14 protein-coding genes are annotated in these 15528 nt (G+C 37.4%); 5 read left to right on the top strand and 9 right to left on the bottom strand.

Features of this window, described 5'->3' with window-relative positions; translation table 11 throughout:
• Positions 1 to 190 precede the first annotated feature (190 nt).
• Positions 191 to 607 (bottom strand): 50S ribosomal protein L27, encoded by a 417-nt coding sequence (gene rpmA, locus HDC90_RS21890; RefSeq protein WP_167294835.1) that lies wholly within the window; start codon positions 605 to 607, stop codon positions 191 to 193.
• A 52-nt stretch (positions 608 to 659) separates the two neighbouring features.
• A complete protein-coding gene (rplU, locus tag HDC90_RS21895) occupies positions 660 to 971 on the bottom strand; it encodes a 50S ribosomal protein L21 (protein ID WP_039476071.1) in 312 nt (103 codons plus the stop codon).
• Positions 972 to 1685: 714 nt separating this feature from the next.
• Between rplU and HDC90_RS21900 the strand changes: the two genes are divergently transcribed.
• Together HDC90_RS21900 and HDC90_RS21905 are read left to right on the top strand one after the other, a co-directional pair.
• Positions 1686 to 2642 carry a GLPGLI family protein gene (locus tag HDC90_RS21900; protein WP_184470235.1) on the top strand — a complete coding sequence of 319 codons (957 nt, stop codon included), beginning with the start codon at positions 1686 to 1688 and terminating at the stop codon, positions 2640 to 2642.
• Complete coding sequence (locus tag HDC90_RS21905; protein ID WP_184470237.1) at positions 2639 to 5299, top strand: carboxypeptidase-like regulatory domain-containing protein; 2661 nt, start codon at positions 2639 to 2641, stop codon at positions 5297 to 5299. Before HDC90_RS21900 ends, HDC90_RS21905 begins: the two co-directional genes overlap by 4 nt.
• A gap of 153 nt (positions 5300 to 5452) precedes the next feature.
• On the opposite strand, the gene HDC90_RS21910 is transcribed toward HDC90_RS21905, so the two are convergent.
• The 4 genes from HDC90_RS21910 to HDC90_RS21925 all read right to left on the bottom strand — a co-directional run bounded on the left by HDC90_RS21910 (position 5453) and on the right by HDC90_RS21925 (position 9453).
• Positions 5453 to 6946: a M56 family metallopeptidase gene (locus tag HDC90_RS21910; protein ID WP_184470239.1), complete on the bottom strand. Its 1494-nt coding sequence runs from the start codon at positions 6944 to 6946 to the stop codon at positions 5453 to 5455.
• A 5-nt stretch (positions 6947 to 6951) separates the two neighbouring features.
• A complete protein-coding gene (locus HDC90_RS21915) occupies positions 6952 to 7314 on the bottom strand; it encodes a BlaI/MecI/CopY family transcriptional regulator (RefSeq protein WP_108201046.1) in 363 nt (120 codons plus the stop codon).
• Positions 7315 to 7475: 161 nt separating this feature from the next.
• The gene (locus HDC90_RS21920) at positions 7476 to 7976 is read right to left on the bottom strand and encodes a hypothetical protein (protein ID WP_184470241.1); all 501 of its coding nucleotides are present in this window, start codon (positions 7974 to 7976) and stop codon (positions 7476 to 7478) included.
• A 91-nt stretch (positions 7977 to 8067) separates the two neighbouring features.
• Entirely contained in the window at positions 8068 to 9453 is a 1386-nt protein-coding gene (locus HDC90_RS21925) for a dicarboxylate/amino acid:cation symporter (RefSeq protein ID WP_184470243.1), read from the bottom strand.
• A 303-nt stretch (positions 9454 to 9756) separates the two neighbouring features.
• On the opposite strand from HDC90_RS21925, the gene HDC90_RS21930 reads away from it, so the two are divergent.
• The 3 genes from HDC90_RS21930 (at position 9757) to HDC90_RS21940 (ending at position 11492) form a co-directional block, all read left to right on the top strand.
• Positions 9757 to 10254, top strand: coding sequence for an RNA polymerase sigma factor (locus HDC90_RS21930; RefSeq protein ID WP_086546642.1), 498 nt, complete (start codon positions 9757 to 9759; stop codon positions 10252 to 10254).
• Entirely contained in the window at positions 10241 to 10840 is a 600-nt protein-coding gene (locus HDC90_RS21935; RefSeq protein WP_167294843.1) for a hypothetical protein, read from the top strand. Before HDC90_RS21930 ends, HDC90_RS21935 begins: the two co-directional genes overlap by 14 nt.
• An 85-nt stretch (positions 10841 to 10925) precedes the next feature.
• Positions 10926 to 11492: a DUF922 domain-containing protein gene (locus tag HDC90_RS21940; RefSeq protein ID WP_184470245.1), complete on the top strand. Its 567-nt coding sequence runs from the start codon at positions 10926 to 10928 to the stop codon at positions 11490 to 11492.
• On the opposite strand, the gene HDC90_RS21945 is transcribed toward HDC90_RS21940, so the two are convergent.
• The 3 genes from HDC90_RS21945 to HDC90_RS21955 form a co-directional block, all read right to left on the bottom strand.
• Positions 11481 to 11852, bottom strand: coding sequence for a diacylglycerol kinase family protein (locus HDC90_RS21945; RefSeq protein ID WP_184470247.1), 372 nt, complete (start codon positions 11850 to 11852; stop codon positions 11481 to 11483). The genes HDC90_RS21940 and HDC90_RS21945 overlap by 12 nt on opposite strands.
• Positions 11853 to 11993: 141 nt before the next feature.
• Complete coding sequence (locus HDC90_RS21950) at positions 11994 to 12620, bottom strand: hypothetical protein (RefSeq protein ID WP_184470248.1); 627 nt, start codon at positions 12618 to 12620, stop codon at positions 11994 to 11996.
• Between the two features lie 60 nt (positions 12621 to 12680).
• The gene (locus HDC90_RS21955; protein ID WP_184470250.1) at positions 12681 to 14591 is read right to left on the bottom strand and encodes a beta-N-acetylhexosaminidase; all 1911 of its coding nucleotides are present in this window, start codon (positions 14589 to 14591) and stop codon (positions 12681 to 12683) included.
• Positions 14592 to 15528: the final 937 nt, after the last annotated feature.

Consider the following 15528-nt stretch of genomic DNA (forward strand, 5'->3'; position numbering starts at 1 on the left):
AGGGTTTGTTCGGCTTGATTCAAGGGAAGTTATAATTGTTGTAATACCACAAAGAAACAAATTATTTTATTCCCCCCAACTTTTCCGCTTGATCCTAAACATTATGGTTATCAACCATGAACTAATGAACTCTACCAACAAAAAAAGCCCCGATTTACGTCGGGACTTTCCTTTTATAACTTGTTACCAATTACTCTGCAGATGCAGCTTCTTCAGTAGTTTCGTCTTTTTTAGCAGCTTTTTTAGCTGGAGCTTTTTTTACAGGAGCAGCTTCTTCAGCCACAACTTCTTTTTTAGCAACCGCTTTTTTAGCAACTGGTGCTTTAGCTACTGCTGCTTCGATCTCCGCATCAGTGATAGGAAGAATAGAAACGTATGATTTGTTATCTTGTTTCTTTTTGAAAACAACAGTACCATCAACTAAAGCGAATAAAGTATGGTCTTTACCAATACCTACGCCTTTATCAGGATGGTGTTTTGTACCACGTTGACGTACTAAAATGTTTCCTGCGATAGCTAACTGACCACCGAAAACTTTAATACCTAAACGCTTACTATGCGATTCACGTCCGTTTTTCGAACTACCGGCTCCTTTTTTGTGTGCCATGATTTTATATTTTGTAACCCGCAAAAAAGCGGATTATTGGGTTAACAATTAATTATAACGTGATGTCAGAGATCTGAATCTTAGTGAAAAACTGGCGGTGACCGTTTTTCTTTTTGTAACCTTTTCTACGTTTTTTGTGGAAAACGATTACTTTATCACCTTTTAAATGAGATACGATCTTAGCTGAAACTTTAGCACCTTTAACTGCAGGAGCACCTACAGTAATTGCACCACCGTTATCAACCAACAATACATTATCAAATTCAATACTAGCGCCTTCATCTCCTTGTAGTCTGTGTACAAAAAGGTGCTGGTCTTTAGCAACTTTAAATTGCTGCCCTGCTATATTTACTATTGCGTACATTGTTTAAATATTAGTTTTTTAATTTTTATTTAACGAGGTGCAAATATAGAACAAATTCAATTAACACACAAACACATATCAAAAATATTTTTAATTAAAATCGTACAAGATTAGGATTTGGAAGGTTTCAGGATTTCAAGATTGATTTTAAATTACATTTTTCGAAAATTTCTTGAGCTTTCCTGCTCCTTGGTGCAGCAAAAACACTAACATGATTTGGAGCGCAATGTCCGTACAAAACATTCTGTTCCTTTCCCGTTTTCCGCTTATACGCTTCGCTGCCTCGTACCTCGTTGCTGTAAGGTAACGCTGCAACCGGGGCTAGGTGGCCACCCCAGTATTTCATTTGTTGGGTTGCAGGGTGCACAAACCCTTGTCACTAAACCTGTATTGTAGCGAATGTCCCGATTTTTTCATCTGGATAAAGCGAGCGGGACCAAACCACGCCAAGAACCACTACCTGTTCCTTTCCTAGTTGTAAAAAACATTTGCCTCTGCGCTATTCAAGCTCCGAAGTAGATCTTTCGGCTCCGTTGAAGATGATATACTGAAAAGAATTTTTGTGTTAAGAATCTTCGTGACTAATATGTGCCACCTTTCATTACCATCATCCATTTTACATCTGCTCTTCGTTAAAAAATGTTAAAGCATTTTGCTTATTACGAATATTTCGTAGATTTACGAAAATTAAATAGACACTTAAAAACAAAACTCATGAAACTAACCCTAACCATCTTTTTAGCAACGGCTTTAACCATTTCGGCAAAAGCCCAAAGCCCTGATAAGGCCCTGGCAAGAGTAAGATATACTTTTACCCACGTTACAGATACAACTCAAAGAGATAAACCCCGTAAGGAAAATATGCTGCTGGTAACCGGTAAAAATGCTTCTGTGTATACCAGTTACGATAAGCTGAACCAGGCATTAAATACCCAAAAGCAGATACAGGAGCAGATTAAGAACCAAACGGGCAATGGCAACATAAAAATTGAAGTAAAAAGTGAAATGAAAGCCCCGCTTACCCAGGAAGATTATTTCTTTTTTGCCAATGAACATAAAATGATTACCAAAGAGCGCTTATTTAACAATTACCTTATTGAAGAAACCGCTCCAAAAATTGACTGGAAGATTTTGAAAGATACGATGAGCTTTTCGGGAGTTGCCTGCCAGAAAGCAACTACTCATTTTAAAGGGCGTAATTGGACAGCCTGGTTTGCAACCGAAATTCCTTTTCAAAGCGGTCCGTGGAAATTAAATGGCCTACCTGGCTTAATTATAGAAGCTTATGACGATAAAAAGGAAGTGAAATTTGAATTTGCAGGGCTTGAAAATGTAAAAGATGCAGATGCTACAGCTAATTCGGATGGCGACGTTAAAATAGCAGCTCCAAATGGCGGAGTGGGTTCAGTAAAAATTATGGGCATAGATGTAAGCACGAGCTACCTTGGAGCCGAAATTAAGTTACCTGCTGATGCCATAAAAACTACCCGCAAAGAGTTGGATAAACTTAAAGCAGCGCGTGATAAGGATCCACAGGGCTTTATGCAGGCACAAATGGCTGCAAATGGCATGCAGGGTTCGTTCAGGAGCAACCAGGCGCCCCGCCCTGTAGGAACAGCTGCAGTTAAAGCCGAAGTTAACAATCCGATAGAAATTGATGACAAAAAATGAGAAAGCTCGCTTTAACCTATTGGCTGTTGCTAGCAGCTTTTTCAGTTTTTGCCCAAAAGCCACTTAAAGGTACAGTAAAAGATGCCAATGGTAAGGGTATCGAATCGGTTAATGTAACTTTAAAGGATACTGAAGGCAACATCATTAGCTTTACACGCAGTAACAAAAACGGTACCTTTAGCATGGAGCTCAAAAACGACCAGATTGGGGGCTACAAAATCGAAGCGTCGAGTATTGGCTATAAAAAGCTAACTACCACGATAACAGATGCCACTAAAAGTTACGAACTTACCTTACAACCCAGCGAAACCACACTTGAAACGGTTAATGTTAAAAACCGGCCATCGTTAACAGCCAAGGGCGATACTTTAAATTACCGCACTTCTGATTTTGCAGATAAACAAGACAGAAGTATTGGTGATGTGCTGAAAAAAATGCCCGGCGTTGAGGTTGCTGAGGACGGCAAGATTAGCTACAACGGCAAATCGATTTCGAACCTTTATGTGGATGGTGATAATTTGCTCGACGATAAATATAATATTGGCACCAAAAGTATCCCCCATGGCGCGGTTGATAAGGTACAGGTAATCCAAAACGACCAACCCATTAAAATGATGCGAAAAAATAACATGAGCGATGACGTTGCTTTAAACCTGGTGATAAAAGATGAAGCCAAGCTTAAAGTAATGGGCGACGCTACGGTTGGCGCGGGCATGCCCAACCGCTTTGACGAAAACCTGACAGCCATGCTGTTTAATAAAAAACTGAAGTTTATTAACAACATTAAAGGCAATAACATTGGCAGCGATCCGGGTGGCGACCTCATTGCACACAATTTATCTGATTATTTAAAAAAACTGGATAACGATAAACCTAGCGGACTCCTTTCAACAGGTGCTGCCGGGGTACCTTCGTTACCGCAAAGCAGGTATCTTTTTAATAAAGCGGGGTTAATTAATCTTAATAATTTATACAAATTCAACCCCGATCTGCAATTAAGGGCTAATATTTCATATTTATATGATCAACGACATCAGGAATATAATAAGTATTCGGAAACTTACCTTCCTGGTCAAACCATCCGCTACGCGGAAACGCAGACCAATGCCATTAACCCACAAAAGCTGAGGGCGCAGTTTAACTTAAATGGAAATGCCGATAAATATTACCTGAACAACAACCTGGTATTGGAATATACGCCTTTTAAAACCACATCAGGTTTTGTAATTAACAACGTAGCAGCCAACCAGGTGCTTAAACAGGAGACCTTCGATTTATCGAACGAATTTAATTACCGAAAAAAATTAAAATCGGAAGATGTAATTAACCTCTACTCCTTTTTAAACCGGACTACACAACCAGAAACATTAAATATTACACCCGGACTAAATGCCGACATCCTAAACGACGGAAACAGTTATCTTGGTTTAACACAATATATTAAAATACCAACCTGGTACACCAATAACTATGCATCTTTCGCCTTTGTAAAAAACAATTTCGTTCAAACTTATAAAGCGGGGTTCAATGTGCAACAGCAACGGCTTAATTCGGAACTTTATCGTACACAAAACAACCAGCAAACAGAGCCAGTTACCGGCAATACAGTAAATGATCTTGACTGGTTAAAAACCAAACTCTATACCGAGGCCACCTATGAGTACAGTACTGATAAGCTAAAAGCAGGTTTAAGCTTACCGTTAAGTTACAACCGGATCAACTACAGTGATGCACTAAACCAGCTGGATAACAGCCTGAACAAACTATTTATAAATCCCGCATTTAATGTAAAATACCAAACCAGTACCGAAAACTATATAACGGCTAATTATAATTTCAAAAATGACCTCGGAGGCATTAACGATGTTTACCGTGGTACTATTTTAAAAAATTACCGCTCGCTGTTTTCGAACGATGCGCCGGTTGCTGAATCCAAATCGCATAATGTTGGGGCGGGCTTTAATTTTAGAAAAGCCATGCAAATGCTGTTTGCTAACCTAACGGCCAATTATAGTGATACAGAATTGAGCACCATTTCGGCCTACAACTTAAGCAACAATATTCAGCAGAAGATCGTATTGCCACTTAATAACCATATCCGCAGCCTAACTTTAGCCGCAAATGCAAGCAAATACCTGTTTAGCTTAAAAAGTACAATAAACGCTGGTGTAAGTTTTGCACAAAGCAAATACAGTCAGTTGCAGAATAATGCACTTCTACCATTTAATACGCAAACCATGGTTTATAAAGTTGGCATTGAAGCGAAGCTTAGCAACTTCATTAACTGGTCTTACGGGGCTAATTTTGCTATTACCGATAATAAAGCCCTGGTAGCAGATGGGATAAAGACCAATTTTAAACAATTGAGGCAACAGTCTGCTTTAGCCATTACTACGGTTAAAAATCTTTATATAAATCTATCTGCAGAACATCTTTTAACCCAGCAATCATCGCAGCCCGATTTGAAGTACCTCTTTGCCGATGCGAACATGCGGTATAAATGGTTAAAAATGAAAACCGATATTGAATTTGGAATCACCAACCTTACCAATATTAAAAGCTTTGATGCTATTTATCTTTCGGCAAACTCACTTACAACTGGAACATATTATATTCCTGGAAGGGTGGCCATGTTAAAGGCTACGTTTAATTTCTAAGTATTTTGATCTGAAATCTGTTTGACCAACGGGAGAAATGGCAATATGCTAACTATCTCCCGCTGCTGATTTAAGGCGATTAACGCAAATCATTATAGAAACATTTATTGGATTAGCAAATTCTGTCCGAACTGCGAAAAAAAAAGCAAGTGATTAAGGTTTAGCAGTAATCTGAATAAACTGCTTGTTTTGATCCATTTTGATCCCCATAATCATATTCGGATTAAGCTTTTCCAGCTCTGCTTGGCTTACCTTTTTCCCATTTAAATAATAACCGGTACTGATAGCTGACGATTCATTTACTTCTGATTTGTCTTTTCCATCCCCACCACTTCCTTTTGTATTGAGAGTAGATTTCATGATAAAAACAGCGGTTATCTTTTTCCCTTTGATATCAGTCAAACCTTCAGGGCCCTTGTTTGCCTGGCCGGCCAGAATAGCCTGTTCAATTTTCTCATTGGTAGGTACCGAATCGGTAAAACTAAAATGTTTAACAAAAGTTCTTTTGCTAAGGTTGCCATCTGTTTTAAAATCGAATTTAACATTGCCAACCATTTTTTTCATCACCTCACCTATCTGATGCTGTACTGAATCTCCTTCCTTTCCGATCATTTTAAAAACAAAAGTCACCTTGTTTGCCGTATCTATTTTTTTTATCAGTGGTAAAGCTGCTTTTCTCTTATTCCTTATTTTTGTACTCGTTTTGGCCGGTACAACAGACCTATCCTCCTTATATGGCATAACATTAACCACCATTTTACTAAAGGGAACTAAACTTTTCTGCATTACTTTTTTATTAATGGTAAAAGCAAGTGTAACGCAAAGCAATACAGGTAGCACAAATAAATACCGGGTTAAGTTTACTTTCGAAGAACGTTTCGCATTCATCATTTTAATCCGTTTTTTGAGATCAGACAAATTAAAATTATTCACGATAGCAACAGATGGCTGCAATGTTCCTACGTCTAACAAACTATACTGATAAGCTTTTTTATCAATACCTTTCTTCAAAATTTTCGCATCGGTAATAAATTCAATGTTTTCCCTTACCGCCTTTTTCATTAACCAAACCCCTGGATTAAACCAGTAAAAAACCACGCAGATCTCGGCCAAAATAATATCTAAAGTATGCCATTCTTCTACATGCACACGTTCATGCTCCAGAATATTACCCAAATCTTGTTTTTTATGTAAACGCGGATTGATATAAATGGTTTGCCAAAAGCTAAATGGGCTTACTTCATCATTTAAAATCCGTACTTTATAATCATTTAACTGATCTGGTGAAGATTTTTTATGCATCTTGTAAAGTGAAAGAAACTGTACCAATAGCCTCATGGCCATTAACACAACCCCAACATAAAAAAGTACGGTTAAACCTTGCCAAAATATAGAAACAGTATCTTGTTGCACCAATTTACTTACCTGTTGATTAAATTGTGGAACGAAGGCAGGTACGGCTTTTTGAACAGCAAAAAAATCGGTGAGGTTAATAAATGGATAGGCAGAAGAAAAGACGATCCCAAACAGCAGAAATACTCTGTTGATGGAGTAGAAAGTTAGCCTTCGCAATACCAGGTAATAGGTTGCCGAAAACAAGACCAGCACCAGATTAATTTTCAATAAGATGATAAAGAAATGTGGCATGGCATTTACTTTTCAGGGTTCTCTATTAAATTTATAATCTCTTTAAGTTCCTCCGCACTGATTTTTTTGTCCTTAGCAAAAAAAGCAACTAATTCTTTATAAGAACTTTGGAAATAATTATTCACAAAACCACTCATAAAGCGCTTTTTATATTCTACCTCTTTAACTTTTGCACTATAGCGGTTGGCATTGGCAAAACGTTCGCTCATCAGGTAACCCTTACGTTCTAAATTCTTGATGGTTGATGCCAGTGTAGTATATGGTGGTTTCGGATCGGGAAGTACATCCATAAAATCTTTGATAAACCCCTTACCTATCTGCCAAACAGCCAGCATAGCTTCCTCTTCCTGTAATGTTAATTTTTCCATTATTACGAATATATCGTAAATATACGAAAATATCCTAAAATAAAACTATTACAAAAAAGTCGTCATCTCAACTGAAGTGCAGCGAAATGACGACCTTGTGCATTGTATTTTCCTTCCTCGACTTCAGACTCAAGACTATAGACTGAGGACTTTTAAATAACCTACTTCCCGCTTCTTTTTTCAGCTTGTAATAAAGTTTCCTGAATGATTTTTCTCATTTGTACCGCAGCATCCAGTAATTTTGGATTGCCATCAAAGTCGCCATAAATGATTACGTGTTTTGATTTTTTTTTATAATTGAAAGTAATATCGTAACGCGGCACTAACCTCGATTTATCACTTTTTTTACCAATAGTATCTGGAAAATTCCAAAGGCCAATTTCATTTGCTTTTCTATGCATGTATAACACATCATTGCTCGTTAAAAAGAACTTTTTGTTAACCACTGAATCCCTATTATTTACGTACCTGTAAACACCAGTTTTTGAATCGTATGTGTTTTCCAAAGTATCTTTTAAGCCATAGCTATACTGCATTGACACAAAATCGTCCTTACGGAAAGGCGCATTCTGTATAATTGGCTTGTAATAGATATAGCAATAAATGATCATCGGAACGATAATGGTAATGGCTAAGAATATTTTTTTTCCCCTGCTTGACACTTTTTATATTAATTATTGAATGAATAAATTACTGAATTATTAATGAGCAATAATTTGAATGATTACATGTTTTTGACTCTAAACTCCCAACTTAGGCCTCCGAACTCTCTTTAAGCTCCCCTTCCCACTTACTTACAACAGCTGTAGCAATGCTATTTCCAACAACATTAGTTGCCGAACGGCCCATATCCAACAAAGGATCGATACCAATTAACAAAGCTAGTCCTGCTTCCGGAATGTTAAAACTCGCGATAGTGCCAGCAATTACCACTAATGATGCCCTCGGTACGCCAGCAATTCCTTTACTGGTTAACATGAGGATTAAAAGCATAGAAATTTGCTGCTCGAAACCTAAATGAATGCCATAGGCCTGTGCAATAAATAAAGAAGCAAAAGTCATGTACATCATCGAGCCATCCAGGTTAAAAGAGTAACCCAATGGCAGCACAAAGCTTACAATTTTATCTTTACAGCCAAAACGTTCTAACAACAACATGGTTTTAGGGTAAGCAGCTTCGCTACTGGCTGTACTAAAAGCCAGTACTGCCGGCTCTTTCATATCGTTTACCAAACGGAAAATACGTTTTTTCAGTACCAGGAAGCCAAGGAATATCAATAATCCCCAAAGAATGGCTAAACCAAAGTAAAACTCACCGATAAAAATGGCATAAGTATTTAACACACTTAATCCCTGCTTGGCAATAATGGCCGTCATGGCGCCAAAAACAGCTAATGGTGCAAAGTTCATTACATAGCCTGTCATTTTTAAGATTACATGTGCTATGGCATCAAAAGCCTTAATCACAATTTGCCCTAAATCGCCAATGGCAGCGGTGGCTACACCAAAGAACAGGGAGAACACAACGATCTGCAAAATTTCGTTGGTTGCCATCGACTCGGCAATACTTTTTGGGAAAACGTGGGCAATAAAATCTTTTACACTCATGGCTGCCTTTTGTATCCCAGTATCAACCAAATGATCAGGTAGCGATAATTTCATGTGTTTTCCGGGCTCAAACAAATTCACCAAAATCATTCCCAGTACAAGCGACATTAACGACATGGTTAAAAACCAGCCCAACGTTTTACCGCCAATACGGCCTACAGCTTTAATATCGCCTACTTTAGCAACGCCCACAACCAGGGTAGTAAATACCAATGGAGCAACAATCATTTTAATCAGGCGCAGAAAAATATCACTCAACAAGGTAAAAAATTCCAGTTTTTTCTCTCTGATCCCTTCATTTTCTTTTTTGATTTTAGCGGCGGCTTTTTTATCAGCTTTGAGCTGTGTATAAACCGCACTGGTCGTATCGGTCGATTTTGCGATATTTACTTCTATACTTTTAACCTTTGCATCAGCATTAAGGATATTCTGGTTGTAAACATTAATGGAATTTACATTTAAGATATAGCCCAGTGCAATACCTGCAATCAGCGCTATAAAAATAAAAAGCGTGAGTTTGTTTTTCTTCATGAATATAAAAAGTTTGTGGCAACTTAATTTGGTAAAACTACGATATTTACAGCGTGTAACAAATTTTGATAACAGGTGAGACCAAAAAATGTATCAATCTTGGTGAGTTAAACCACTCGGCAAAGAAGAAAAAAATTAATCAGAGATGGAAAGGATGCGCACAGGTATGAAAATCCCTGTTTATACATGTGCATTTGTGGTTAAGAACTTTTAACTCAATGACGTTAAAAAATATATTATTTTTGATTTCTGCTGTAACAAAAAATACACATCATCATCTAAAACGCAACTATAAACCCCTAAATGGAACAAAAAGACAAGTTATTTAAAGAGATCTTCGATTCAAATTCCAAAAAGATATTCCATTTATGTTATGGTTATACTGGCGATACCGACGCTGCAAATGATCTTTTACAAGAAACTTTTTTAAAGGTTTGGCAAAATCTGGATAAGTTCAGGAACAAATCTTTAATTTCTACCTGGATTTATAGAATTGCAGTAAATACTTGTTTAACCTATTTGAGATCAGAAAAAAGACAGGCAAAAGATGAATTAACAGATAACATTATAGAAAATAAGGTAGAGGAGTTTTCAGAGAAAAATGAACAGGTTGCCCTACTCTATAAATGTATATCGAAGCTCGAAGAGAATGACCGTTTGATTATAACGATGGTACTTGATGAGTTACCATACCACGAAATTGCCGATATATCAGGAATAAGCGAAGGCAATTTAAGGGTAAAAATTCACCGAATTAAACAAAAATTAACAGAACTATATAGCCAGTATGCAAGCGTTTGATCAAATACAGGAGTTGTGGCAAAAGCACGAGGTAGAAGTTAAAGTTTCTGCTGATGAGATGTTACAACAAGCGAAGAAAGAAGTAAATGGATTAAAGCTAAAATCTGCTTTAAATATTTTTGGAATGCTGGCATCTTTTATTGCCATTGCTGCACTGTGGATATTTATGCATTTCGAATCATGGACAACCCATGTTGGTATCAGTATTACCATTGTTGCCATTGGTGTATATACACTTATCTTATATCGCGATCACCGTTTAATTGCGAAAAATGATGCTACTGCACACCCGCACGAATACCTGAATAACTTAAAAACATATCAATTAAACCGTTTCAAACTTTACAATTCGCTATATTGGTTTTATGCCATTGCATTATCGCTGGGAATTATATTTTATTTCATTGAAATTTTAACCTATTTGAGTATGCCACAAAAAGTAGCTGCAATTGTGCTAACTTTTTCGTGGATACTATTCTGCTCAACAATATTGCGAAAGGCTGTAATGAGCAGAGAAAAAGAACGGATAGCTTTATTAATTGAGAAATTTGAACGCATTAGCGGACAGATTTCTGTTACAGAGTAATTTTAGGCACGGTTTTTTCGTTGTAAAATTCAACACACAAAATCCTGATGATCGTGGTGCGACATCGTTGAAAAAAATTACGACCTTGAAAAAACTGATTATACCGATATTATTACTATTGGCCCTGCCCTTTTCATTTGCCTTTAAACAAGATTTAACTCAGCCAGTTCAGCTGAATTGGGAAACGCACTTTAAAGGTAAGGCCGATATGCGCTCGCCCTTTTTTGCTTTAACTGCTATGACCTGGAAGTATAGTTATGAAAGTACTGTTTACCGTAACCGTGTTGTTATTAAGCTTAAAAATGATGTGAGTATAGATAAAACCAGATCGTGGGTAAAATGGGATAAAATTAAAAACCCCGAAATTAGGGCCAGTCTTTTACACCACGAACAGGGACATGCCGATATTCAATATATTTTACTTTTAGAAGCCGAAAGGGTATTGAAGAACAGAAACTATTCTGTAAGCAACTATAAAGCCCAAATATCTGAACTCGCCAATCAGATCAGCAATTATTTTGACACCATGCAACGTAACTATGACGAAGAGACCGAGCATGGCAGTAATCATAAAATGCAGGCCCGATGGGATGAGATTATCCAGGATAAGATAGAAGAATCGAGGACTGCTATGGCCGAATTACAAAAATAGTTTTGGAATAAAGACCATAAAACCAACAGCTACCGCCAGAAACGCAGCCACCAAAACTGCAGCGGCAGCCAAATCTTTTACCACTTTAATTTTGGGATGATACGCTGGTGAAACTACATCGGCCAGTTTTTCAATAGCAGCGTTTAACATCTCGGCTACAAAAACAGCAGAAATAACGGATAGAATAGCAATCCACTCCAAACTGGATATTTTAAGGTAAAAAGATAAACCGATGGCTATTACTGCTGCAAACAAATGAATTCTACCGTTATGATCGTTAACGAAAAATAACTTCATACCATTAAAGGCATATTTAAAGCTTTTAATACGATCGATAATTGAAAATTTTTGGTTGTTCATTGTTTATTGAAATTCGTCATCCTGAATTTAGTTCAGGATCTATATCTAAATAAGTAGATGCTGAAACAAGTTTAGCATGGCGATCCTTCAAGGATAACTCCTCGCCTTACGCCTTTTATCCTAAACCGTCCACCTTAAACCCTAAACCTTACTTTTAGCTTTTCCCTCCTCAGGCTTTACCTCGCTAGTAGAAAAACTATTTCCACTTAGTTTATATTGATAGGTTTTGGTGATCGTTTTAGTGCTATCTGTGCTATCTTTTACCGGGAAAGAACGGAATAAGTCTCCATTTTTGATAAAAAAATTATCGTTTCCAGTATAACCTTTCTTTTGACTGGCGGTTAAAGAAGGGAAACTGATTTTATTGAAATTGCCACCTGCATATTCAAAAACATTTAAATCTGAAACTGTTTTTTTGCTTAAGAGTTGAATATAAAATTCAGGATTTCCATCATTGTCTAAATCCATATTCCAGGCATCGATCAAAATACCTTTACGATCTATGGCAGCAGACCTGTAATTATTACGAACCGAATCAGACATTAAAATCTGGTATCCCCCTATAGAGTCTACCCCTTTTCCCCAGCTCACAATTTCGAAATTTAATCCTGGTTTTACTTCTATATCCTTATAAAAAGGAAAAGGGTTCTTTTGAACTTTTGTAGCTTCCGTCTTAATTTCTTTTGGTTTTTCTTCAGTGCATGCAAAACAAAACAGCATCCCTGTTATTAACAAAAGATGCTGTAATGTATATTTCTGTAGTTTCATTCTATTTGGGGACGTTTTGGTTGCCCCAAATTAAGTATTTTAGCTTTTTAAAGCAACAATTTATTTCTTTGCATCTGCTTTAACTTCTGATGCTCCATTATTTAAAACAGTTTCTGTAACTACACTTCTTCTACCACTTGGCGCAACAACAACTGTTTTTAATACTCTTTTTTCGCCTTGCGGTACAGTAATTTTAAGTGGCGAGGTGTACAAAAATGCATTTTCCGACGGACGTGATAAATCAATAGAATAATAAATTTTAGCTCCGGCAACAGGTGCTTTTAAATCAATTGTAAATTCTCCACCAGTTAAAGGTTTATCGCTCTGTCCAATTGGTGTAGGTATCCAGAAATTAATATTCATTTTATCTAAACGGGCCAAATGTACAGGTAAACGCTGCTCAGAAAAGTTTTTCAAATCTTTACGCTCAACCGGCGACCATGCGATTTCGGCTAAGGCCAATAAACGAGGGAATGCATGGTTTTCTACTTTAGCTGTAGTTTTAATATACTCAGACCACATATTTGCCTGTACACCTTTAATGTATTTTCGCTCATCAGCGGTTAATACTTTCGGAATCGGATCGTAAGCATAAATCTTTTGATAAGGAGCGAATCCACCAATGGTTACCGGCTCATCAGGAGAATTAGACTGTTTATGGTCGATATATAGGCCCATAGAACCTGGCGTCATAATTACATCGTGTTTTTGTTGTGCAGCAGCGATTCCACCATCTTCACCTCTCCAGCTCATTACAGTTGCATTTGGCGCCAAACCGCCTTCTAAAATCTCGTCCCAGCCTATAATCGATCGTCCTTTTGCATTTACATGTTTTTCTATGGTCTGGATGAAATAACTCTGTAATTCATGCTCATCTTTCAAACCTTTTTCCTTCATCAGGTTTTGGCAAAAGGTAGATTCCTTCCAATAAGTTTTAGGTGCTTCATCGCCACCAATATGGATATATTTTGAAGGGAAAATAGCGATAACCTCATCTAACACATTTTCTAAGAAAGTAAAGGTATTTTCCGAAGGCACAAAAATATCATCAAATACACCCCAGGTCTGTTGTACCTGTTTTCCTTTTCTGCTTCCCGCCCATGGTGTTTTATCGCTAATAAAAGTATCGCGGTTAGGGAAACAGCTTAATTCTGGATACGAGGCAATTGCTGCAGAAGCATGACCGGGTAATTCAATTTCAGGTATTACGGTGATGTATTTAGCAGCAGCATATTTAACAATTTCTTTAGCCTCTTCTTGCGTATAATAACCTTTTACCGGGGTAAGATAATTGCCATTGCCAGGGTAGTTACCAATTATAGTACCATTACGTGAAGAACCGATTTCAATTAGTTTTGGATATTTTTTAATTTCCAGCCTCCAGCCCTGATCGTCAGTTAAATGCCAGTGAAAAGTATTGATTTTATAATAAGCCAACTGATCGATGTACTTTTTGATAAAAGAAATCGGGAAGAAATGACGGCTTACATCCAACATCGTTCCCCTGTAAGCAAAACGCGGATAATCATTAATATTAACGGCAGGGATAGTAATTTTATCGGCAACTTTATCTGGCAGCATTTGCATAGCCGATTGAACGGCATAAAACAGACCTGCACCTTTTCCGGTTAAAACAATTTGTTTCGGTGTAACTTTAATGGTATAACCTTCTGCAGGCAATTGATCTGCTCCAACAGATGTTAAAATAATAGCTTTTTGGTTAGGTTGAGTAATTTTAGCTTCCCTTAAAGCAAAACCTGCCTTGGTAACGATAAAGGCATTTAATAAATCAGCCATCTTTGCGCCATCGATGCTTTGATTTACTAAAACCGTGGTTTTATCTAATACGAAATTTCCGTTTGCCCTGGTAATGGCTACCGGTGCAGGTATGATCCCCATATTGGGATCGCTCTGCGCAAATGCACTTGTACTGATTAATACTCCAATAAAAATCGATAATGCTTTGTTCATTTGTGTTTTGGTTTTTATAACTTAATTTGATTATTTGAACCAAGATAAAGATTATGAGCAGATTCCGAATCCCACATTCTTGTTACAATCCAGATCAACCGTTTGACTGCACTGCATAACGCACATAAATCTAAATAATATATATTAAAACGTTTTTCCAATGTTTCTGATAAACGATTATAATAGAAATCTGAGTCTTTTTTGGAAAATCAAATGCAGAAGCATTCAGGTTACAATAGTTACACTTCTGCCGATGGAAATATCGGCATCACGCTTTGATCGGGTTTAAGTGGCATCGCCAGTGGTATTAATTGGGGTTGCGAAGCGTAGAAGATCTATTCTAGGCAGCATGCTATTCACCCCTTAATAGAAGCACAAACCTGAGTATTTAAACCTGATTGACGCGGTAGCTCTCGATTTTTTTCTAATCGGGACTACAAGCAGAAAGCAGGGCGAACAATAAAAAGAACCTCTGTACTTGCTTTCCGAAAAAACATCAATCACAAAAAAGAGAAGCCACATTAGAACTCTTACCGACAGTTTTTCATTGCACTGCGTTCCAATCGACATGACGATTTTGTCTTAGGCTAACTGACTTTTTTTGGGAAATCAGATACAGCAGCATATGAGCAACGATAGTCCCGCTCCCGCTTCTGCCAATTTGAAGGAATTGGCATCACGCTTTGATCGGGTTTAGGTGGCACAGCCAGTGCAACTATTTGGGGTCGCAAAGCCTAGAAGATCTATTCTAGGCAGCATGCCATTCACCCCTTAATAGAAGCACAAACCTGAGTGTTTAAACCTAAGGGATTGACGCGGTAGCTCCCGATTTTTTTCTAATCGGGACTACAAGCGGAAAGCAGGGTGAACAATAAAAAGAACTACTGCAATTGCTTTCCGAAAAACAAGAAGTTTAGCATTAAGCTTTGAAGATTAT

It is taken from the genome of Pedobacter sp. AK013, from assembly GCF_014205835.1.
Lineage (GTDB): Bacteria > Bacteroidota > Bacteroidia > Sphingobacteriales > Sphingobacteriaceae > Pedobacter.

What these genes read in the sequence shown, in the direction of transcription:
- HDC90_RS21935 (WP_167294843.1), top strand. Translation starts at nt 10,241, where the DNA reads ATGCAAGCGTTTGATCAAATACAGGAGTTGTGGCAAAAGCACGAGGTA.
- HDC90_RS21915 (WP_108201046.1), bottom strand. Translation starts at nt 7,314, where the DNA reads ATGGAAAAATTAACATTACAGGAAGAGGAAGCTATGCTGGCTGTTTGG.
- HDC90_RS21900 (WP_184470235.1), top strand. Translation starts at nt 1,686, where the DNA reads ATGAAACTAACCCTAACCATCTTTTTAGCAACGGCTTTAACCATTTCG.
- HDC90_RS21925 (WP_184470243.1), bottom strand. Translation starts at nt 9,453, where the DNA reads ATGAAGAAAAACAAACTCACGCTTTTTATTTTTATAGCGCTGATTGCA.
- HDC90_RS21945 (WP_184470247.1), bottom strand. Translation starts at nt 11,852, where the DNA reads ATGAACAACCAAAAATTTTCAATTATCGATCGTATTAAAAGCTTTAAA.
- HDC90_RS21950 (WP_184470248.1), bottom strand. Translation starts at nt 12,620, where the DNA reads ATGAAACTACAGAAATATACATTACAGCATCTTTTGTTAATAACAGGG.
- rplU (WP_039476071.1), bottom strand. Translation starts at nt 971, where the DNA reads ATGTACGCAATAGTAAATATAGCAGGGCAGCAATTTAAAGTTGCTAAA.
- rpmA (WP_167294835.1), bottom strand. Translation starts at nt 607, where the DNA reads ATGGCACACAAAAAAGGAGCCGGTAGTTCGAAAAACGGACGTGAATCG.
- HDC90_RS21955 (WP_184470250.1), bottom strand. Translation starts at nt 14,591, where the DNA reads ATGAACAAAGCATTATCGATTTTTATTGGAGTATTAATCAGTACAAGT.
- HDC90_RS21930 (WP_086546642.1), top strand. Translation starts at nt 9,757, where the DNA reads ATGGAACAAAAAGACAAGTTATTTAAAGAGATCTTCGATTCAAATTCC.
- HDC90_RS21905 (WP_184470237.1), top strand. Translation starts at nt 2,639, where the DNA reads ATGAGAAAGCTCGCTTTAACCTATTGGCTGTTGCTAGCAGCTTTTTCA.
- HDC90_RS21910 (WP_184470239.1), bottom strand. Translation starts at nt 6,946, where the DNA reads ATGCCACATTTCTTTATCATCTTATTGAAAATTAATCTGGTGCTGGTC.